Source organism: Amycolatopsis sp. NPDC059657, assembly GCF_042734395.1.
Classification (GTDB): Bacteria; Actinomycetota; Actinomycetes; order Mycobacteriales; family Pseudonocardiaceae; genus Amycolatopsis.
On the sequence record NZ_JBHWEB010000113.1, the window covers coordinates 1 to 16,922 of the forward strand.

Genomic DNA, 16,922 nt, shown 5'->3' on the forward strand with positions numbered 1-16,922 from the left:
GTTCTAACCGGCCGTACCACTCACGACACCTGGGTGAGGCGGAACTCCAGGAGGTTGCGCTGGCCGGTCAGTCCCACCACCGTTTCGAGCACCAGGCCGTGTGCCGAGGCGAGGGTGCGGAACTCGTCGACACGGCGTTCGCGGCCGCCGAAGATCGCGAGCATGGCCAGGTCGAACTCGGTGTTGTCCTGCCGCCCGCCCAGCGCTTCGATCACCAGGACTCGGCCCTCCGGCGCGACAGCCTCCACGCAACGCTTCAGGATCCGGTGTGCGTTTTCGTCGTCCCAGTCGTGCAGGATGTCGCACAGCAGATAGGCATCCGCACCGGCGGGCAACGGGTCGAAGAAGCTGGACGCGGTCACTTCGGCGCGGTCTTCGACGTGATGGGCGCTGAACGTGCGGATCGCCTCTGTCGCGGTCGGATCGAGGTCGACCAGATGCCCGCGAAGGTTCTCGTGCGCGACCAGGATCGCGGCGAGCAGACTGCCATGCCCGCCGCCGACGTCGACGATCGTGCTGAAGCGGCCCCAGTCGTAACCCGCTACGAGGCCGGGGATCTGCTCGCGGAACCGGTGCGTCATCTGCTCGTCGAACGACGCGCGCAGGTGCGGTCGCTGGGTGAGATCGCTCCAGAAGTCCTGGCCGAAGCGGCGGGTGTAGCCCGGCTCGCCGGTGGTGACGCTGTGCAGGAGTTCGACGAACGCCATTTCGGCGCGTCCGCCCGCCATGTCCAGATGCAGGAAGTTGGTCAGGCCGTTGCCCGCATCGGTGCAGAGCGTCGCGCCGAAATCCGTGGTCCGGTAGCCGGTTGACGTGTGCTCGACGATCCCGAGCGACGCGAGGTGGCCGAGCAGGACTTCGAGCGGCACCGGTGACACCTCGAGCTCGGCCGCGACTCGCGAGGCGGTGTCCCCGTCGCCGCGCAGCCGGTCCGGCAGGCCCAGCGTCACCGCGACGCGCAACGCCATCGGGGTCGCCAGGCCTGCCAGGTTCCGGATCTTGGCTACGTGATCATTCACGGCTGTCAAGAGTTCCAGGTGTGTCAACCGATTAACGGACCGCCCGCCGGTGCCCACGCGGACCAGCCGCCGCTCGGTGTGACCTGGTAGCGGCCGTACAGCGTGCGGCTGCCGGAGAGGATGTCGATCCGGCCGTCAGCGTTGGTGCCGAAACCGGACCCTGCCGCGCCCGCTCCGAACGTCTCCCATGCCGACCAGCCGGTGCCGTTCTCCCAGCGGTGCTCGGTGGTGATCCCGTTGGCGGCGAACACTTCCAGCCTGCCGTCGGCGTTACGTCCTATGTGGACTTTCGCACCGGGAGGCCCGCCGAAGGCGCTCCAGCCGGTCCACTCCCCCGCCACCTGGGTACGGCGCGACGTGCCCGCCGCCCCGCCCGCGATCAGGTCGAGCGCGCCATCCGGCCGCCGGTTGAGCGCCAGATGACCGACGCCGGGCACGGTGCCGAACGGCTCGAAGGCCTTCCAGCCGCCGCTGGGCACGTCCTGCCTGCGTCGCTGCACCGTTCCGGCAGACGCGGCGATCACCTCCAGACGTCCGGTCGCGTCGAGACCGGTGGCGAGCACCGCGTCGGCGGGGCCGCCGAACGGCTCCCAGCCGGCCCAGACTCCACCCGCTTGCCAGCGGTGGAAGATGCCCTCCGATCCGCTCGCGAAGACCTCGAGGCGTCCGTCGGCGTTCTGGGCGACCGTGAGATCGCGCGCCGCGGTGCCGAAGTTTTCCCAGTCCTGCCAGGCATTCGGCGCCGACTGGCTCCGGTGGTCCACTCTGCCCTCGCCCGAGGCGAACAGCTCCAGCCGCCCGTCGAGGTCACGGGCCGCGGACAGTGTCGCGGATTTCGGTCCCCCGAAAGGAAACCAGTCCGACCATGGTCCGTCACGCACGGTCTGATAGCGAGACCACACCTGATCCTGGCCGCCCGCGAACGCCTCCTGCCTGCCGTCGGCGCCGGACACGATCACCACCCGGCTGCTCGGATCCGAGCTGGCGTCGGCCGCGTACCGGCTGCTCCCGGTCCCGAAGTCCAGCTCCGCCAGCCACACTCCGCCCTGACCCCAGCCTGCGTGGCTGACCCACCACTTCCCGTCGGCGTTCACGACCTCGGCGGCATGACTGAACACGTGACCGGACAGCTGATCGGCCGAGAACCTGAACGGATCGGCGCTGGTGAACACATCCGTGCCCGCGTAACCGCCGCGCGGGCCGAGGAACAGGTGCCACGCGCCCGCCTCGAACACCACGAACGGTGACTCGGTGTTCCCGGCGCCGAAGCCGCGCGACGGGTCGGTGAACGCGATCGACCGCGCGCTCCAGTGCACCAGGTCTGTGCTCGTCCGGTAGGCCACCACGTGATTCCCGCCGCCGGGATCGCTGGTCGCGGTGTAGTACATGACCCATTGGCCGCCGACGCGCACCACATACGGATCACGCGCGACCGCGCCGTCGCGGAACAGCGGCCCGCTCGGCAGCCGCGTCCAGGTGAACAGGTCGGTCGAGGTCGCGAGGCTGATCGCGTGCCGGGATCCGTCGGCTCCCCCGCCCGCGTAGAACATGTAGTACGTCGAGCCGTTCTTGATCACGTGCGGCGCCCACAGGTGGGTCTCGCCGTACGCGGGATCGGTCTCCAGCACCGGAGCTTGCTTCGTCCACGGTCCGGTCAGGCTCGGCGCGGTGGCGTGCGCGAAGGTGTCCTCGTCGTCGTCGACCGCGGGCTCGGTGTGCGTGATGCCGAACAGGTGCCAGGTGCCCCGCGCGTCCTGGATGAAGGTGTGGTCGTTGATGTACCACGCCTGCTCGTCGCTGGGGTCGTAGATCTTGACGAATGGCTTGGCGCCGGTCTGCCCGGACGACGCCTCAGCCGCGGCGGGCGGTGCCGCCCCCACGAGAACCGTGAGGACGAGCACCACCAGCAGCGTGTGGACGCGGGTCATCCGATCGACGGGCCGGAACCGTTGAGCCAGCCCCATTCCGACCAGGTGCTGAACCCGGTCTGCCAGCGGTGATAGACACCGGCCTGGCTGGTGCCGAAGACCTCGATGCGACCGTCGGCGTTGTTGCCCGCGCCGATTTCGGTGCCGCCGGTGCCGAAGTTCTCCCACGCCGAGAACGCCGCGTTCGGGCGGCCCTGCCAGGTGTGGCTCGCGGCCGAGGCGTTGACCGCGAACAGTTCGATGCGTCCGTCGACCGAGCGCGACGTGGCCAGCTCGGCGTTGGTGATGGTGCCGGAGCCTTCCCAGCCTGACCACGCGGTCGGACTGGTCTGCCAGCGGTGGAACACGCCGCTGCCGTTGGAGGCGAAGACATCCAGCCTGCCGTCCTGGTTGTAGCTGACGGCGACGTCATGGCCGCCGGTGCCGAAGTTCTCCCACGACGACCAGGCGCCGTTGACGCCGGTCTGCCACAGGTGCTCGAACGTCGAGTCGGAGAGCGCGAACAGCTCAAGCCGCCCGTCGGGCGCGTTCTCCACGGCCAGGCGCGAGTTGACCGGCCCGCCGAAGGTGCCTTCCCAGCCTGACCAGCCGCCGTTCGGCGCGGTCTGCCACCGGTGGAACACGCCGCTGCCGTTGGACGCGAAGACCTCGATGCGCCCGTCGGCGTTGTTGCCCGCGGCGACGCGGTAGCCACCGCCGCCGAAGTTGGCCCACGACGACCAGTTCCCGCTGGGCGAGGTCTGCCACATGTGGTCGAAAGTGCTGTCGGACAAGGCGAACAGCTCAAGCCTGCCGTCGGCGTTCGCGGCGATCGTCAGCTGCGCGTTGTGCGGCCCGCCCTCGGCGCGCCACGTCGACCAGCCGGCGTTCGGGTCGGTCTGCCAGGAGTGGTAGACGCCGTCGGCGCCCGCCGCGAAGGCTTCCAGCCTGCCATCGGCCGAACGCCCGGTCACCACGCGGCCGTTGCCGAACGGGTGCTTCGGGCCGCCGCCCATGCCGGACCACAGCGCGTTGACGATCGTCGTCGCGTCGCCCGCCTCGACCCCGTACAGGTAGCGGAGGTCTTCACGCGGGCGCTGCACGTCCGCGGCCACCTCGCCGATCGGCGCGTTGTTCCAGGAACCGTTGGGGTAGAACTGTTCCATCACGTCGAGGAACTTGTTGGTGGCGTGCACCGGGTCCATGCACTCGGCAGGCGAACCCCAGCCCTGCGACGGGCGCTGCTGGAACAGGCCGACCGAGTCGTAGTCGACGGCCTCGCTGTAGTTGTTGATGCTCGACTCGACGATGATGGTGGCGACCGCGATCGCCGCGGCCTTTTCGTTGAGGCCACGGGCTTTCACCGCTTGGGTGACGACACGCGCGCACGAAACCTTGTAGCCGTTCATGTACCCGGCCATCTTGTTGCGCAGCTGCGGGTTGAGCTGATCGGCCATGATCCCGTCGGACGCCGACGGGCCGGCCGGGTCGCACGGCACGGTCGGGATGGCCATGCCCCTGGCCGACCCGACCTCGGGTGAGTCTCCTGGCTGGTCGCCGACCGGGCCGGGGATGGGCGGTGGCGCGGCGAGCGCGCCGGTGGTGCTGCCGATGACCGTCGCCGCGGCGAGTGCGATGCCGACGGCCGCGCGCGCCAATCTACGTCTGTTCATGTGATTTTCCTTGGGTGTGAAGGGATTTAGCTGATCGCGGGTCCGGCGGAATCCTTGAGCCAGCCCCACGCGGACCAGTCGGAGAAGCCGGTCTGCCAGCGGTGGAAGACACCGGCGCTACTCGACGCGAAGACCTCGATCCGGCCGTCCGCGTTGTGGCCCGCGTTGATCTCGGCGCCACCGGTGCCGAAGTTGTCCCATGCCGAGTAGGGCGCGTTGGGGTTCGTCTGCCAGGTGTGGCTCGCCGTGGCGCCGTTGATGGCGAACACCTCGACGCGGCCGTCGGCGGAGCGGTCCGAGGTCAGCTCGGAGTTCGCAGGCCCGCCGGTCCCCTCCCAGCCCGACCAGCTGGAGAACCCGGTCTGCCAGCGGTGGAACACGCCGTTGGCGTTGGAAGCGAACGCCTCCAGCCGGCCGTCGGTGTTGTGGTTGACCGTCAGGTCATGCCCGCCGCCGCCGAAGTTCTCCCACGACGACCAGCCGCCGTTGACCCCGGTCTGCCACAGGTGCTCGAACGTCGAGTCGGACAGCGCGAAGACCTCGAGCCTGCCGTCGAGCGCCGACTCCATCGCCAGCCGCGAGTTCGCCGGGCCGCCGAAGGTGCCTTCCCAGCCTGACCAGCCACCGTTCGGGTCGGTCTGCCAGCGATGGAACACGCCGCTGCCGTTGGACGCGAAGACCTCGATCCGGCCGTCCGCGTTGGCGCCGGCGGCGACGCGGTAGCCACCGCCGCCGAAGTTCGCCCAAGCCGACCAGGTCCCGCTCGGCGAGGTCTGCCACATGTGGTCGAAGGTGCCGTCGGACAACGCGAACAGCTCGAGCCTGCCGTCGGCGTTCGGCGCGATCGAGAGCTGGGCGTTCCGCGGCCCGCCCTTGAACTCCCACGCCGACCAGCCGGCGTTCGGCTCGGTCTGCCAGGAGTGATAGACGCCGTCGGCGCCCGCCGCGAACGTCTCCATCCGGCCGTCGGCCGAGCGGCCGCTCACCACGCGGCCCGAGGCGTACGGGTGCGGCGCGACCGCAGTGTCCTCGATGATCTTGGTGTAGCGCAGCGCCTTGTAGTCGCCGTTGGGGTGACCGTCGAGCGAGGCGTCGTTGATGTTCGCGCGCAGGTGGCGCACCGGCGTCGAGCCGAAGGAGTAGTAGGAGAAGCCGCCGTGGTCGTCCTCCCACTGGTGGAAGAGGAACACGTGGTCGTAGTACGAGTTGAGGATGTCGCCTGGCCGCAGGTCGGCGCGCGGGATCTCCTGGGCGTAGTTCGGCAGCGCGCCGGTCCACGGGTTGTCGGCGAGATGCCAGGCCATCGAGATGTAGCCGGAGCAGTCACGGCGATAGCGGAAGTCGCCGCCGGGGCCGGGCGCGTCACCGCCCTGGTTGTACGGACCGGGCTGGTGATCAACCCAGTACTGGGCGCGCCAGATCACCTCGCTCCGGGTGATCTGGCCGCCGAGCGCGGAACCTTCCGCGGCCGCGGGGACGGCGGTTCCGGCGAACGCGAGCGCGGAGATGAACAACAGCAAGAACAATCTGGCGGATTTCACGGGCACCTCTCCGGTGACGGGGGCGAGCGGCTCCGGAGGTTGCCAGCAGGCGATGAAAATCCGATGACACGAGGCGTTTCCGCAGGCACCGCGCGACCGGCCATCTCTGGCCGGTTACTGACCTGGCCTGGTCATGAGCCCCGGCAGCACGATCGGCACACAGCCGACAAGGGGGGAACTCGTCATGCCGACGACAACACTCGAAGACCGCGCGCAGCCGGTCACCCACGCCGAACGCGCGGTGCTCCGCGGCATCGGCCGCGGCCTCAACGACACCGAAATCGCCGCCGCGCTCGCCACCTCCGACACCGCGGTCGCGCACTCGATCGGCAGGCTCATCGCCAAGCTGGGCCTGCGCGACCGCGCCGCCGCCATCGTCTACGCGTTCGACCACGGCATCGTCACGCCCGGCCCCGAGCCGGTGCCTTCGGGCCGTTTCCGGATCTCGGCGCTCGGCCCGCTGCGTGCCTGGAACGACGCGAAACCACTCGACCTCGGCCCGGTCCGGCAGCAGGCGCTGCTCGCCGCGCTGGTGCTACGCCCGGACCGGACGGTCAGCCAGCGTGAGCTGCTCGAAAGCGTGTGGGGACTCGACGCGCCGGTCGGCAACGTGGTGCCGGTGTACATCTACCGCCTGCGGCAGAGCCTGCGGTCCGGCGACGACCGGTCCGACTCGATGATCGTGCGCGACCGGTCCGGCTACCGCTTCCGCGGCGAAGGCGTCCGCGTCGACACCGCTCAGCTCGACGCCCTCGCCGCCGAGGCCGAAACGGCCCAGCGGGCGGGTGACCTCGCGGCGGCGGTCGGCACGCTGTCCCGCGCGATCGGCCTGTTCCACGGCGAGCCGCTGGCGGGCCTGCCCGGCCCGTTCGCGGAACTCGAGCGGCTCCGGCTGACCGACCGCAGGCTCTCGCTGTCGCTCCGGAAGGCGGAGTGGCAACTCCGGCTGGGCAAGCACGCGGAGGCGATCGAGGAAATCAGCGAGTCGGCCACAGCGCACCCGCACAGCGAGCCAGTGGCCGCGTTGCTGATGCACGCGCTGGCCACCAGCGGCCGCCGTGCCGAGGCGTTGGCCGTCTACACCCGGCTGCGCACCCGGCTCGCGGAAGACCTGGGCGTGGAGCCAGGCGCGCGGCTGCGTCACCTACACGGGGCGGTTTTGCGTGGTGAGGACCGCTCCTGACCAGGCACCGGCCACAAATGGCCGGTTCGGAGCCTGTCGGCCGACGCGGCTCCGTCGCGAAGATCGACTCCCGGCGTTGAAAGGAGAAAGACGTGACGAAGAGCTTCGGCCGATGGCTGCTGGCGATCGCGTTGGCGGTCGCCTGTGTGCCCGTCGGACAGGCACAGGCGGCCCCCGCGAAACGGCCGTGCGGACCGGTCATGTTCGTGGTTCCCGGCTATCAGGACGGCGGCGCGTTCAAACTGCTCGACCGGAACTTCTCACCGGGCGGCGCCGATCCGGTGCGCATCCCGTACCCCAACAGCCAGGCCGACATCAACCTCTACGCCGACGTCGACGCGGGCGTCGCCAACCTCAGGACCGCGCTCTACAACCTGTACGTCACCTCCGGCTGCGACCTCGACACGAAGGTCTACATCGTCGGCTTCAGCCTGGGCGCGCTCGTCGCGGGCACAGTGCTGGAGACCGAGCCGCCCGACCGCAACATCCAGGGCGTCCTGTTCTCCGACGGCAGGCGTCAGTCAGTCGAGTCGAACCAGCCCGATGACCCCGGCGGCCTCATCGGCAGGCTGCCGTTCCCCGGACCCGGCGGAGCGGGCCTGCGTCCGGTCGACTCGTTCCGGTACCCGACGCTGACCTTGTGCAACGGGCCTCGAGCCGGCGGCGGCGCCGACGTGATCTGCTTCGGCGGCTCGGACCTGAACAGCTACTTCACCTCGCACCCGTTCTACAGCTTCGACGTGGCGGGCGAGCTCGCCGTGCACGGCGAAGGCCCGTACGAGCACAACCTGCGCAACCGCGTCATCCCGTGAGGTACGGCCTGACCCGGTGCCCGCGCAGGATCACCGCGAGCGGCGCGGCGAGCAACCCGAGGTCAGTGCGCGGGTCCTCGGCGTAGACGACGGCATCAGCGGGCGCCCCGGGTTCAAGCCCCTTGAGCCCGAGGTACTCGCGCGCCGACCAGGAAGCCGCCCCGAGCGCGTCATGCGGCCGCATCCCCGCGTCCGCCAGCGCGCGAACCTCGGTGGCGACCTGCCCATGCGGCCGGGAATCGGTGCCGGCGAGCACCAGTACCCCGGCCTCCGCGGCGGCCGCGACCAGCGGCCCGTGCGCCTCGGTCCCGCCGAGCAGCCAGTCCTTGGCGGGACCGTCGGGCCGGTCACCCAGTCCGGTCACCATGTCCTGGAACCCCGAGAGCGTCGGCGTCAACGCGATGCCTCGCGCGGCCATGCCGGGCAGAAGATCCTGGTCGAGCCACATCCCGTGCTCGACGGAATCGACACCGGCCTTGACCGCCGCCGTGCTGCCGGCGGCATGCTGGGTATGCACGGCAACGCGCCCGCCGACCCCGTGCACCGCCTCGACAACGGCCGTGAGCACGTCGACGGGAACCGCTTCGTCGTCGAGCCGCCAATCCGCGATGATCTTGGCCCAGCCGCTGCGGGCGGCTTGGGCTGCAGCCACCTTTGGCAGGTCGGCGTGCTCGACGCGATTACCCCAGCCGTCGAAGAACTGCCCGCGCTGCGCGAGCCACGGCCCGGCATGCGAAGCGCGAGGAAGGTCGGGGTCCGTCCCGAACCACTCCGGCGGCTCACCGGCGAGCCCTGGCGAACGGATCAGCGTGACACCGGCGTCGACATGCAGCCGGAGGTCGTCGCGGAGCAGGTCCTCGTCGAGCGGATCACCGGGCTCCGCGGCGCCGGGGTGGGTGTGCGCGTCGACGAGCCCCGGCAGGAGCCAGCCCTCGGCGACCAGCTCGGCGTTCGGGACGGGGTCCGTGGTCCAGCGGTCGCCGTCGGCGTAGAGGTCGACGTACTCGCCGTGAGGTAAGGCGTAGCCCCGGATACGGATCACCATGCGAAACCCCCAAGTCTCGGCTCGAACGTACCGGGATTCGCGGATGCCCGCCCCGCGTTCTCAGGGGTCGTGAGTGGTACGGCCGGTTCTAACCGGTCTAAACACTCACGACCCCTGCAAGGCGCTTCCGTGAAAGCGGATGCGTGAGCGTTGCCGTCAGGCGATCATGGGACCGTGGACGAGCTGCTGAATGTCGCGCTGAACGAGGCCACCGTGCTCGGGTTGCGCCCGCGCCCGGACGGCGGCGTCGCCCTGCTGCTCGACGTCGTGGCGCTGCCCGAAACCCCGGACAGCCGCCGCGTGCTGATCATGTCCGGGGTGTCCCGGGTCCGGGTGCTGGCGCGGCGGGAGAACGTCGGCGAGGGCTATGGCCCGCCGATCCCCTTGGTGGACTTCGACGCCGTCGAGGCGTTCTTCGCGTCGATTTCGCAGCCTATGTCCATGTACGGCTGGGAATTCCTCGACTCGCCCGGTTTGACCCACGACTGGCCGCCGAGCGTGAGCTTCGAGGTCCAGCCGTCAGCCGGGCCGGGTTCGCACTCGCTGTATTGGTTCAACGAAGGCGGGCTCGACAGCGGGCAGGGCGGTTACACCCCGCACTGCATCGAAGGCACGATCGAGTTCGAAACCCTTGCCGTGACGTACGCCGATGGCACGCCCCTGTCCCTTGCGGACTTCGCCGCGGCCGGAAAGCGTTGGTGGGACGCCTTTTACAAACGGGGATCCGCGGATCACGGCGGAAACACTCTGGTCACTGGTTGACGGCCACCTCCAAGAGTGACCGGAGCGGCGTCGCGGGGCGCCGCACCAGGTTCTCGAGTTCCGGGCCGGTCGTGGCGAACTCGCCGCGCCGGGCCGCGCGGAACATGTCGAGCAGCATTTCGACCCGCATCGCCGGCAAGCCGCCTGCGATCATGGCGGCCGCCCACTCGGCGTCGTCGGCGACGACACGGGTGATGGCGCGGCCGGTGAGCGTGCTGAGTTCGCGCGCGATGTCGGCGAGATCCAGTGCGACCGGTGCGGTCAGCGGCGGAGTCGGGCCGTCGAAGCGGTCTTCGTCGGCGAGGATGGCCGCCGCCGCTTCGGCCAGATCGGTGTGCGCTGTCCACGAAACGGGGCCGTCGGCCGGCGCGACGAGTTCGCCGGTCTCCAGCGCCCTGCCGAGCAGATGTGGCACGGTCGCCGCGTAGAAACCGTTGCGCAGCGCCGTGAACGGTGTGCCGGTCTTCGCCAGGTAGCGCTCGGTGGCGGCGTGGTCCCGCATGGGCGAGAAGGCCGAATCCTCGGCCGCGCCCTGGTGGCTGGTGTAGAGAATGCGCGACACGCCCGCGTCGCGTGCGGTCTCGATGGCTCCGATGTGCTGGTCGACGGCCGCGTCGCCCGCTTGGTTCGTCGAAACGATGAGTACCTGCGTCGCGCCCTCGAACGCGTTCGCGAGCGCGGGCGGATCGATGAAATCACCGCGCCGCACCCGCACGCCGCGCGCGGCCAGGTCGGCGGCGCGACCGGGATCGCGAACGCTGACACCGATCCGTTCGGCTGGGACCTTCTTCAGCAGGCGATCCACGATCTGCGAGCCGAGCTGGCCCGTCGCTCCAGTGATGACGATCATCGCGCATCCTCTCGTTAACGCCGATAATAACGACGATAACAACATTGATAGCAGAGATGCGTTACCGTTGGCAACATGGTGGACGGGACGCCCAGACAGAAAACGCGCGAGAGCATCGTGGAGGTCGCGGCGCAACTGCTGCGCGAACGGGGCGCGGCAGCGGTCACCACACGCGCGGTCGCGCAGGCCGCCGGTATGCAGGCGCCCACCATCTACCGCTTTTTCGAGGACAAGGAAGCACTGCTCGACGCCGTCGCCGAGCATGTGTTCACCGCCTACGTCGCCGAGAAATCGCAGACCGCCGAAAGCGACGACCCGGTGGCGGACCTGCGCGCGGGCTGGCAGACGCACATCGGCTTCGGCCTCGCCAACGCGGCGTTGTTCGGCCTGCTCAACGACCCCACCCGCGCGACCCGCTCGCCCGCGGCCGCCGCAGGACTCGAGGTACTGCGCACCCGGGTCCGGCGTGTCGCCGCGGCGGGCAGGCTCCGGGTCACCGAACGACGCGCCGTCGACCTCATCCACGCCGCGGGCACCGGCGCCGTCCTCACCCTGCTGTCCACCCCGCCGGAGCAGCGCGACCCCGAACTCGCCGACGCGATGTACGAAACGGTGGCGCGGGCGATCCTCACCGACGCGTCGTACCTTCCCGACGACCAGCCATCGGTGACCACGGCTTTCCGGGCGCTGGCACCGAAACTGCCGATGCTCACCGCCGCGGAGCACGCACTGCTGTCGGAGTGGCTCGACCGCGTGTGATCAGCCAGGCGGGGTGAACCCGCGCGAGCCGGTGTTTGCACTTAGGCGTATACGTCTATAAACTGACGCCATGCCCTTGGACGCGTCTCGTAACAGCCTCGTGCTGCCACTGCTCGGGCTTCTCGTCGAGCAGCCGACGCACGCGTATGACCTCACGACCCGCCTGAACGAGCGGTACCCGCATCTGTCGGCCACGCGCAGCACGGTCACCTCACTCCTGAAAGCCTTGGAGAGAGCCGATTTGGTCACCTCACGCGTTCCCGAGCGCGTCGGCAGGCGACCACCGCGCACGGTCTACGAACTGACCGAGACCGGCATGGCCGACTTCCGCCGGAAGATCGAAGCGGGACTGCGCGAAGGGTTGCCTGCGTCGACCGACTTCGTCATGGCCGTCGCCTACGCCGGCGCGCTGCCGCCCGGCGACGCGATGTCTATTTTGGACACCCGCGCCGACCGTCTCGACCAGGAATTGGCCGCGCTGCAAGGATTTCCCGGCGGCGTGCCCGAGGTCCACATGCTCGAAGTCGCCTACTGGCGCACCATCCTCGCCACCGAGATCGACTGGATCAGAACCTTGACCTCCCGCATCCGAACCCAAGACATCGACTGGCCGGAAGGGACAGCCCCGTGAAGTTCGGCATCTACCCAGGCGGGCGCGCGGGCACCGTCTGCTCGCACCCGCCCGACCCCGCGAAGATCGGCGAACTCATCGACGATCTCGCGGGCGACCACCCGTTCATCATCCGCGAGTACGTGCATTTCTTCGGCGACGCGCCGTCACCGGAAGTCGTCGTCTCACTCGGCGCCGAGCACGAGCTCGACCACCTCACCATGCCCGACGACTGGTACGTCGCGGGAGGTCGCGAGCTGGACCTCGTGGTCAGCTACCTCCCGCAGACCGCGGACATCCCAGGTTGGCTGGCGTTTCTCGACGCCGTCATCGACCGTTACGGCCACCTGACGCGCTACCTCCAGGTGACGCTGGAGCCCAACTTCCCCATCCCGTTCATCGACGGCAGCTCCCCCGGCGTCCGCGAAGCGCTGGCACTCGGCATCCCGCACGCCCGCGCCACGCTGAACCGACGTGGCCTGCACGACGTCCGGGTCGGGTTCTCCGTCGCCGAACCGCCGGAATGGCTGGGTGGCGACAGCGACTTCTGGCAGTACCTGGCGGGCTTGCGGGACTTCGCGGCTCATGTCGACTACGTCGGCCTGGCCCTGTATCCGGACGCCTTCTCGCCCGTCCCCCCGGAAGCCGTCGCGCCGATGACCACGCACGCTCTCCGCCACCTGCGGGAACACTCGCTACCGCTGGCCAACATCTCGCCGGAGACACCCATCCACATCGTCGAGAACGGCACGCCTGGTGAGGAAGCCCAGTCCCGATCGCTGACCGCCATGCTCGGCGCGATCCTCGACAGCCGGGAATCACTGAACATCACTCACTACGAACTGTTCAGCCTCCGCGACGCCGACAGCACCTCACCCGAGCCCCTCGGCTCACTCGGTCTCGTGACCGACACCTACCGCCGCAAACCCGCCTTCGACGTCTACCGGAATTTCGTCGCGGCGTGTCGATTCCCCGCCACCCCGTTCGACACAAGGGTATGACTGCAAATGAGCCGACCTCGACCACCAACCTCGACCGCTACGGGTCCGCGGCACTGGACTGGAGCCGTCCCCGCGACATCCTCGCCACCGACACCCCCGAGACCGACCTGACCTTCTTCGTCTCGACCGTGCGCCCGGACGGCCGCCCGCACACGGCAGGCGTCGGCGCCATCTGGGTGGACAACGCGTTGTACTTCGTGAGCGGACCGGGCACCCGCCGCGCCCGCAACCTGGCGGCGAACCCGGCGTGCACGGTCTCGGTCCGCCTGCGCGGCATCGACCTCGTACTGGAGGGCGACGCGCACCGGGTGACCGATCCGTCCACTTTGGAGCAGGTCGCGGCCGTCTACCGCAGCGGCGGCTGGCCTGCTTCGGTCGAGGGCGATGCGTTCACGGCGCCCTACAGCGCGCCCAGCGCGGGACCGGCGCCGTGGCATTTGTACCGGCTCACGCTGCAGACCGCCTTCGGCGTGGCGACAGCCGAGCCGCATGGCGCGTCTCGCTGGGATTTCACGGGTGCATGACCCCGCATCAGGCCTGCGCTGGGGTCCGCGGCGAGCGCGAAGCATTGACCGACGGCAACCTCTCCTCTCCCTCATGCGTGTATCGGGCACGAGGGAGAGGAGCCCATCATGGACCGAGAGGGAGCCGAAAGCCCGCCGTCGTGGGCGATCGGGCTCGACATGGGTGAGCCGCGTTTGTGTGCCGCAGCACCGAAAAAGACCTCAAGGCCGCCAGATGACAAGCCCGACCTCGTGCGTCCGCTCCCTGAAGACATTGTCTCCCAATAACTTCCGCAGGTCGGACTCGAACTCGGCCAAAGCAGTAGTCAGTTACTCGGCGCGCAGGTGCAGCCAGCGGCAGTTGGACACATTCGAGAGGGCCGCTTCGGCAAGCATGTCGGAGTCGGCGTCGATCCCGACCGCCTGCTCGAAATGGCCTGCCAGCAACAAGGTCAGCGAGCCGGGGCCGCAGCCCACGTCGAGCAGGCGGCCGGAGCCGTCGAGGCTCAGTTCAGCCGCCAACGCGTCGGCGAGGGCTTCGGGGTAGGCGAAGCGGCCCCGTGCGTAGTAAGGGGCGCTGCCTGAATAGAGGGAGTCCACGGTCAGTACGCTTTTTCCTTGCCGTGCAGCCAGACTTCACGCCATCGGTGGGCGGTGTCCGGCCGCCCCGTAGAGCGGCGCGCGGCTGGTCCGAGCGGATCCACCCCGCAATCGGGGCAGGGAATGTCCGTCGCAGGGGTCCGCCCGCAGGCAAAGCACAGTGCCGATCGGACGGCACCGGACTCGTGCGCGGCGATCACGCGCCGCACCGCTATGGCCAGCCGCTCGGTAGGGTGCTTCTCGAAATCGGGGCAGTAGGCCAGTAGCGCGCTTCGCCACTGTTCAGCACGGCGCGGAGTTCGATGACCGGCCGCCTTTTCCCGACGGCGCCGCGCGACGAAGGCTTCCTCCGACGCGAGCCACACCAGGCGGGCCTGCTCGAGTTCATCCATCATGCGGACCAGCGACCGGTCCTCACCGACGACCAGATGGTGCCAGGTGGCGCGGAACCCGTACGGCGCGAAACACAACACGCATTCTCGCAACGCCGGCACCCGGTCGCGTCGCGCCAAGCCGGTATCGCGAACCCGGCGGGCCGCGGCGGGAAAGCTTGTCACCTCAGCAGTGTATCGCCGCTACCGCAACAACCATTTGCTCGTCAGCCGCATGACGTCCCGCCTGCTCCGGCCGCCGTGATCGGCCGCGATGAAGTGGTTCCCGATGCGCAACGAGAACGCGAGCAGTGACCGCACCTCGACGTCTTCCTCGTCCTCGCAGAACGACCCGAACAGCGAGCGCAGGTAGTCCATCCGCGTGTTGTCGGCGTGACGGAGGCGCTCCGCGACCGTCTCGTCGCGGCGGGCCCAGTCGCGGATCGCCAGGTCGGCTGTCGTTCCCGTCAACGGCCCGTCCGCGGAAGACGCGAGGCGGAAGAGTCGCTCCAGTTTGGAACGAGCGTCGCCGCCGCCGCTCTCGACCTGGTCGATGATCTCCTCGGTGACCGCGCGCTCCCAGGCGTCGAGCATCTCGGCGAGCAGGGCGTCGCGGTTGCGGAAGAAGCCGTAGAAGCCGCCTTTGCTCACGCCGAGCGCCTGCGCGAGTGGTTCGATGCGGACGGCTTCGGGGCCGCCGGCGGCGAGTGCGCGGAGCCCTTCCTCGATCCACTTGCCGCGCGGGGTGCGGGTGATGCCCATGTGATCCCTCTCATCTATACGGTGCCGTATAGAAAGGTGCTAGCCTCGATGTATACGCCATCGTATAGATGAGGGGCACGGCATGAGACTCGCCAGCACCGAACACACTTCACGCCCGTGGCGGATCCACGAGATCGCCGCCGACTTCGACCTCGAAGACGTCTGGGCGCTGCCGACACCCGGCGGTCCCGACGACCTCGCGCGCCTGGTGGACCAGTTCACGAACGGCGAGGGCGGACCGCTCGAGTCGCCGGGGCCGAAGGTGCTCTTCGCGATCCGCTGGCGGCTCGGGAAGCTGCTGGGCTGGGACAAGAAGGGTGTCGGCGAACTGATGCCGACCCTGCGCGACCGGCTGCCCGCGGACCTGCTGGAGACACGCGGACCGGACCTCAAGGCGGTGCCGTTCACCTCCGTCTACCAAACCCATGACGAGTGGGTCGCCGAAACTGGCAACCGGACCTGCCACGCGGTGATGCACATCGGCTGGGTTCAGCACGGCGACGGCTACCGGGGACAGATGGCCGTGCTCGTGAAACCGAACGGACTGTTCGGCCGTCTCTACATGCTGGGCATCAAACCCTTTCGCTACCTGGGGGTTTACCCGGCACTGCTGCGCGGGATCGGCCGCGGCTGGGAAGCGAACGCGAACTCGCGCTGAGAGCATGTCGAAAAGCGCCTGCCTGCTTCTACACCTCTCCGAAGAGCGAGAGGAGAAGCAAGTGAGCGACGTGAACTTCCTGGCCGTCGGGGTGGCGACCGTGGTGGCCTTCGTGGTGAGCTCGGCCTGGTATCTGATCTTCGGCGCCGCGCGGGCGCGCCTGCTCGGCGCGGATCCGGCCGAGCAGGCGAAGCCGGTGCCGTGGAAGATCGGCACCGAGGTGGTCCGCACGTTCGTGCTGGTCGCCGTGTTCGCCACGCTGCTCGGGACCGGGACACTGGGGCACGCGCTGCTGCTGGGCCTCGGACTGTGGATCGGCTTCCCGGCGCTGATCCTGACCGGGTCGGTGGTCTGGGACGGCGCGCCGTGGCGGCTCGCAGCCATCCATGCGGGTGACTGGCTGGTGAAACTGCTGGTCATCGCTACCGTTGTCGGTCTGTGGAACTGAAGGGGACCCGGTCATGGGCTACGTAACCGACCCGCGCGTCGACGACTACATCGGCAAACTGCCCGAGTGGCAGCAGGCGATCTGCCACGAGGTCCGCGACCTCGTGCACGCCGCCGATCCCGAGGTCGAGGAGACCATCAAGCGCACCGTCCAGCCGTATTTCGTGCTGAAGGGCAACGTCTGCGCCCTGCTCGCGGCCAAGACGCACGTCAACGTCTTCCTCTACGACGGCGCGATCGTGCCCGACCCCGACGGCATCATCACGGCCGGGCACGGCAACAAGACCGCGCGGACCGTCTCCTTCCGCGAGGGCGAGCCGATCAACAAACCCGCGCTCCTCGCGATGTTCCGGCAGATCATCGCCAACAACCGGGCCGGCGGCTGGCGCAAGCTCAAGCGCGAAGGGGATGCCTGAGCG

19 protein-coding genes are annotated in these 16,922 nt (G+C 69.2%); 10 read left to right on the plus strand and 9 right to left on the minus strand.

What is annotated here, in order from left to right; all coding sequences use genetic code 11:
- Window positions 1-20: 20 nt before the first annotated feature.
- Genes ACFV15_RS38550 through ACFV15_RS38565 form a run of 4 tightly spaced genes read right to left on the minus strand, consistent with a single transcriptional unit; the run spans window position 21 to window position 6,140 of the window.
- Entirely contained in the window at window positions 21-1,028 is a 1,008-nt protein-coding gene (locus ACFV15_RS38550; RefSeq protein ID WP_378357144.1) for a methyltransferase, read from the minus strand.
- A gap of 14 nt (window positions 1,029-1,042) precedes the next feature.
- Entirely contained in the window at window positions 1,043-2,947 is a 1,905-nt protein-coding gene (locus ACFV15_RS38555; RefSeq protein WP_378357145.1) for a hypothetical protein, read from the minus strand.
- Window positions 2,944-4,599 carry a hypothetical protein gene (locus ACFV15_RS38560; RefSeq protein ID WP_378357147.1) on the minus strand — a complete coding sequence of 552 codons (1,656 nt, stop codon included), beginning with the start codon at window positions 4,597-4,599 and terminating at the stop codon, window positions 2,944-2,946. Before ACFV15_RS38560 ends, ACFV15_RS38555 begins: the two co-directional genes overlap by 4 nt.
- Window positions 4,600-4,625: 26 nt before the next feature.
- The gene (locus ACFV15_RS38565; protein ID WP_378357148.1) at window positions 4,626-6,140 is read right to left on the minus strand and encodes a hypothetical protein; all 1,515 of its coding nucleotides are present in this window, start codon (window positions 6,138-6,140) and stop codon (window positions 4,626-4,628) included.
- Between the two features lie 184 nt (window positions 6,141-6,324).
- Between ACFV15_RS38565 and ACFV15_RS38570 the strand changes: the two genes are divergently transcribed.
- Both ACFV15_RS38570 and ACFV15_RS38575 read left to right on the plus strand, forming a co-directional pair.
- Complete coding sequence (locus ACFV15_RS38570; RefSeq protein WP_378357149.1) at window positions 6,325-7,323, plus strand: BTAD domain-containing putative transcriptional regulator; 999 nt, start codon at window positions 6,325-6,327, stop codon at window positions 7,321-7,323.
- 92 nt (window positions 7,324-7,415) lie between these two features.
- Complete coding sequence (locus tag ACFV15_RS38575; protein ID WP_378357151.1) at window positions 7,416-8,135, plus strand: hypothetical protein; 720 nt, start codon at window positions 7,416-7,418, stop codon at window positions 8,133-8,135.
- On the opposite strand, the gene ACFV15_RS38580 is transcribed toward ACFV15_RS38575, so the two are convergent.
- The gene (locus ACFV15_RS38580) at window positions 8,125-9,180 is read right to left on the minus strand and encodes an amidohydrolase family protein (RefSeq protein ID WP_378357153.1); all 1,056 of its coding nucleotides are present in this window, start codon (window positions 9,178-9,180) and stop codon (window positions 8,125-8,127) included. The genes ACFV15_RS38575 and ACFV15_RS38580 overlap by 11 nt on opposite strands.
- 174 nt (window positions 9,181-9,354) lie before the next feature.
- On the opposite strand from ACFV15_RS38580, the gene ACFV15_RS38585 reads away from it, so the two are divergent.
- Window positions 9,355-9,942: a hypothetical protein gene (locus ACFV15_RS38585; protein ID WP_378357155.1), complete on the plus strand. Its 588-nt coding sequence runs from the start codon at window positions 9,355-9,357 to the stop codon at window positions 9,940-9,942.
- On the opposite strand, the gene ACFV15_RS38590 is transcribed toward ACFV15_RS38585, so the two are convergent.
- Window positions 9,932-10,792: an NAD(P)H-binding protein gene (locus tag ACFV15_RS38590; protein ID WP_378357156.1), complete on the minus strand. Its 861-nt coding sequence runs from the start codon at window positions 10,790-10,792 to the stop codon at window positions 9,932-9,934. The genes ACFV15_RS38585 and ACFV15_RS38590 overlap by 11 nt on opposite strands.
- Before the next feature lie 75 nt (window positions 10,793-10,867).
- On the opposite strand from ACFV15_RS38590, the gene ACFV15_RS38595 reads away from it, so the two are divergent.
- The 4 genes from ACFV15_RS38595 to ACFV15_RS38610 all read left to right on the plus strand — a co-directional run bounded on the left by ACFV15_RS38595 (window position 10,868) and on the right by ACFV15_RS38610 (window position 13,686).
- Entirely contained in the window at window positions 10,868-11,551 is a 684-nt protein-coding gene (locus ACFV15_RS38595) for a TetR/AcrR family transcriptional regulator (RefSeq protein ID WP_378357158.1), read from the plus strand.
- Between the two features lie 70 nt (window positions 11,552-11,621).
- Window positions 11,622-12,182 (plus strand): PadR family transcriptional regulator, encoded by a 561-nt coding sequence (locus ACFV15_RS38600; RefSeq protein ID WP_378357159.1) that lies wholly within the window; start codon window positions 11,622-11,624, stop codon window positions 12,180-12,182.
- Complete coding sequence (locus ACFV15_RS38605; RefSeq protein WP_378357160.1) at window positions 12,179-13,162, plus strand: hypothetical protein; 984 nt, start codon at window positions 12,179-12,181, stop codon at window positions 13,160-13,162. Before ACFV15_RS38600 ends, ACFV15_RS38605 begins: the two co-directional genes overlap by 4 nt.
- The gene (locus tag ACFV15_RS38610; protein WP_378357162.1) at window positions 13,159-13,686 is read left to right on the plus strand and encodes a pyridoxamine 5'-phosphate oxidase family protein; all 528 of its coding nucleotides are present in this window, start codon (window positions 13,159-13,161) and stop codon (window positions 13,684-13,686) included. The genes ACFV15_RS38605 and ACFV15_RS38610 overlap by 4 nt, the downstream gene beginning before the upstream one ends.
- 309 nt (window positions 13,687-13,995) lie before the next feature.
- On the opposite strand, the gene ACFV15_RS38615 is transcribed toward ACFV15_RS38610, so the two are convergent.
- Genes ACFV15_RS38615 through ACFV15_RS38625 form a run of 3 tightly spaced genes read right to left on the minus strand, consistent with a single transcriptional unit; the run spans window position 13,996 to window position 15,398 of the window.
- Complete coding sequence (locus ACFV15_RS38615) at window positions 13,996-14,265, minus strand: class I SAM-dependent methyltransferase (RefSeq protein ID WP_378357164.1); 270 nt, start codon at window positions 14,263-14,265, stop codon at window positions 13,996-13,998.
- Between the two features lie 2 nt (window positions 14,266-14,267).
- Window positions 14,268-14,822 carry a hypothetical protein gene (locus tag ACFV15_RS38620; protein ID WP_378357165.1) on the minus strand — a complete coding sequence of 185 codons (555 nt, stop codon included), beginning with the start codon at window positions 14,820-14,822 and terminating at the stop codon, window positions 14,268-14,270.
- An 18-nt stretch (window positions 14,823-14,840) separates the two neighbouring features.
- On the minus strand, window positions 14,841-15,398 hold the full coding sequence (locus ACFV15_RS38625; RefSeq protein WP_378357166.1) for a TetR/AcrR family transcriptional regulator: 558 nt from the start codon (window positions 15,396-15,398) through the stop codon (window positions 14,841-14,843).
- An 82-nt stretch (window positions 15,399-15,480) separates the two neighbouring features.
- Here ACFV15_RS38625 and ACFV15_RS38630 point away from each other — a divergent pair, with 82 nt between their 5' ends.
- The 3 genes from ACFV15_RS38630 (at window position 15,481) to ACFV15_RS38640 (ending at window position 16,919) form a co-directional block, all read left to right on the plus strand.
- Complete coding sequence (locus ACFV15_RS38630) at window positions 15,481-16,056, plus strand: DUF2867 domain-containing protein (protein WP_378357168.1); 576 nt, start codon at window positions 15,481-15,483, stop codon at window positions 16,054-16,056.
- Window positions 16,057-16,117: 61 nt separating this feature from the next.
- Window positions 16,118-16,504, plus strand: coding sequence for a DUF1761 domain-containing protein (locus ACFV15_RS38635; RefSeq protein WP_378357170.1), 387 nt, complete (start codon window positions 16,118-16,120; stop codon window positions 16,502-16,504).
- A gap of 13 nt (window positions 16,505-16,517) precedes the next feature.
- On the plus strand, window positions 16,518-16,919 hold the full coding sequence (locus ACFV15_RS38640) for a DUF1801 domain-containing protein (protein ID WP_378357171.1): 402 nt from the start codon (window positions 16,518-16,520) through the stop codon (window positions 16,917-16,919).
- Window positions 16,920-16,922: the final 3 nt, after the last annotated feature.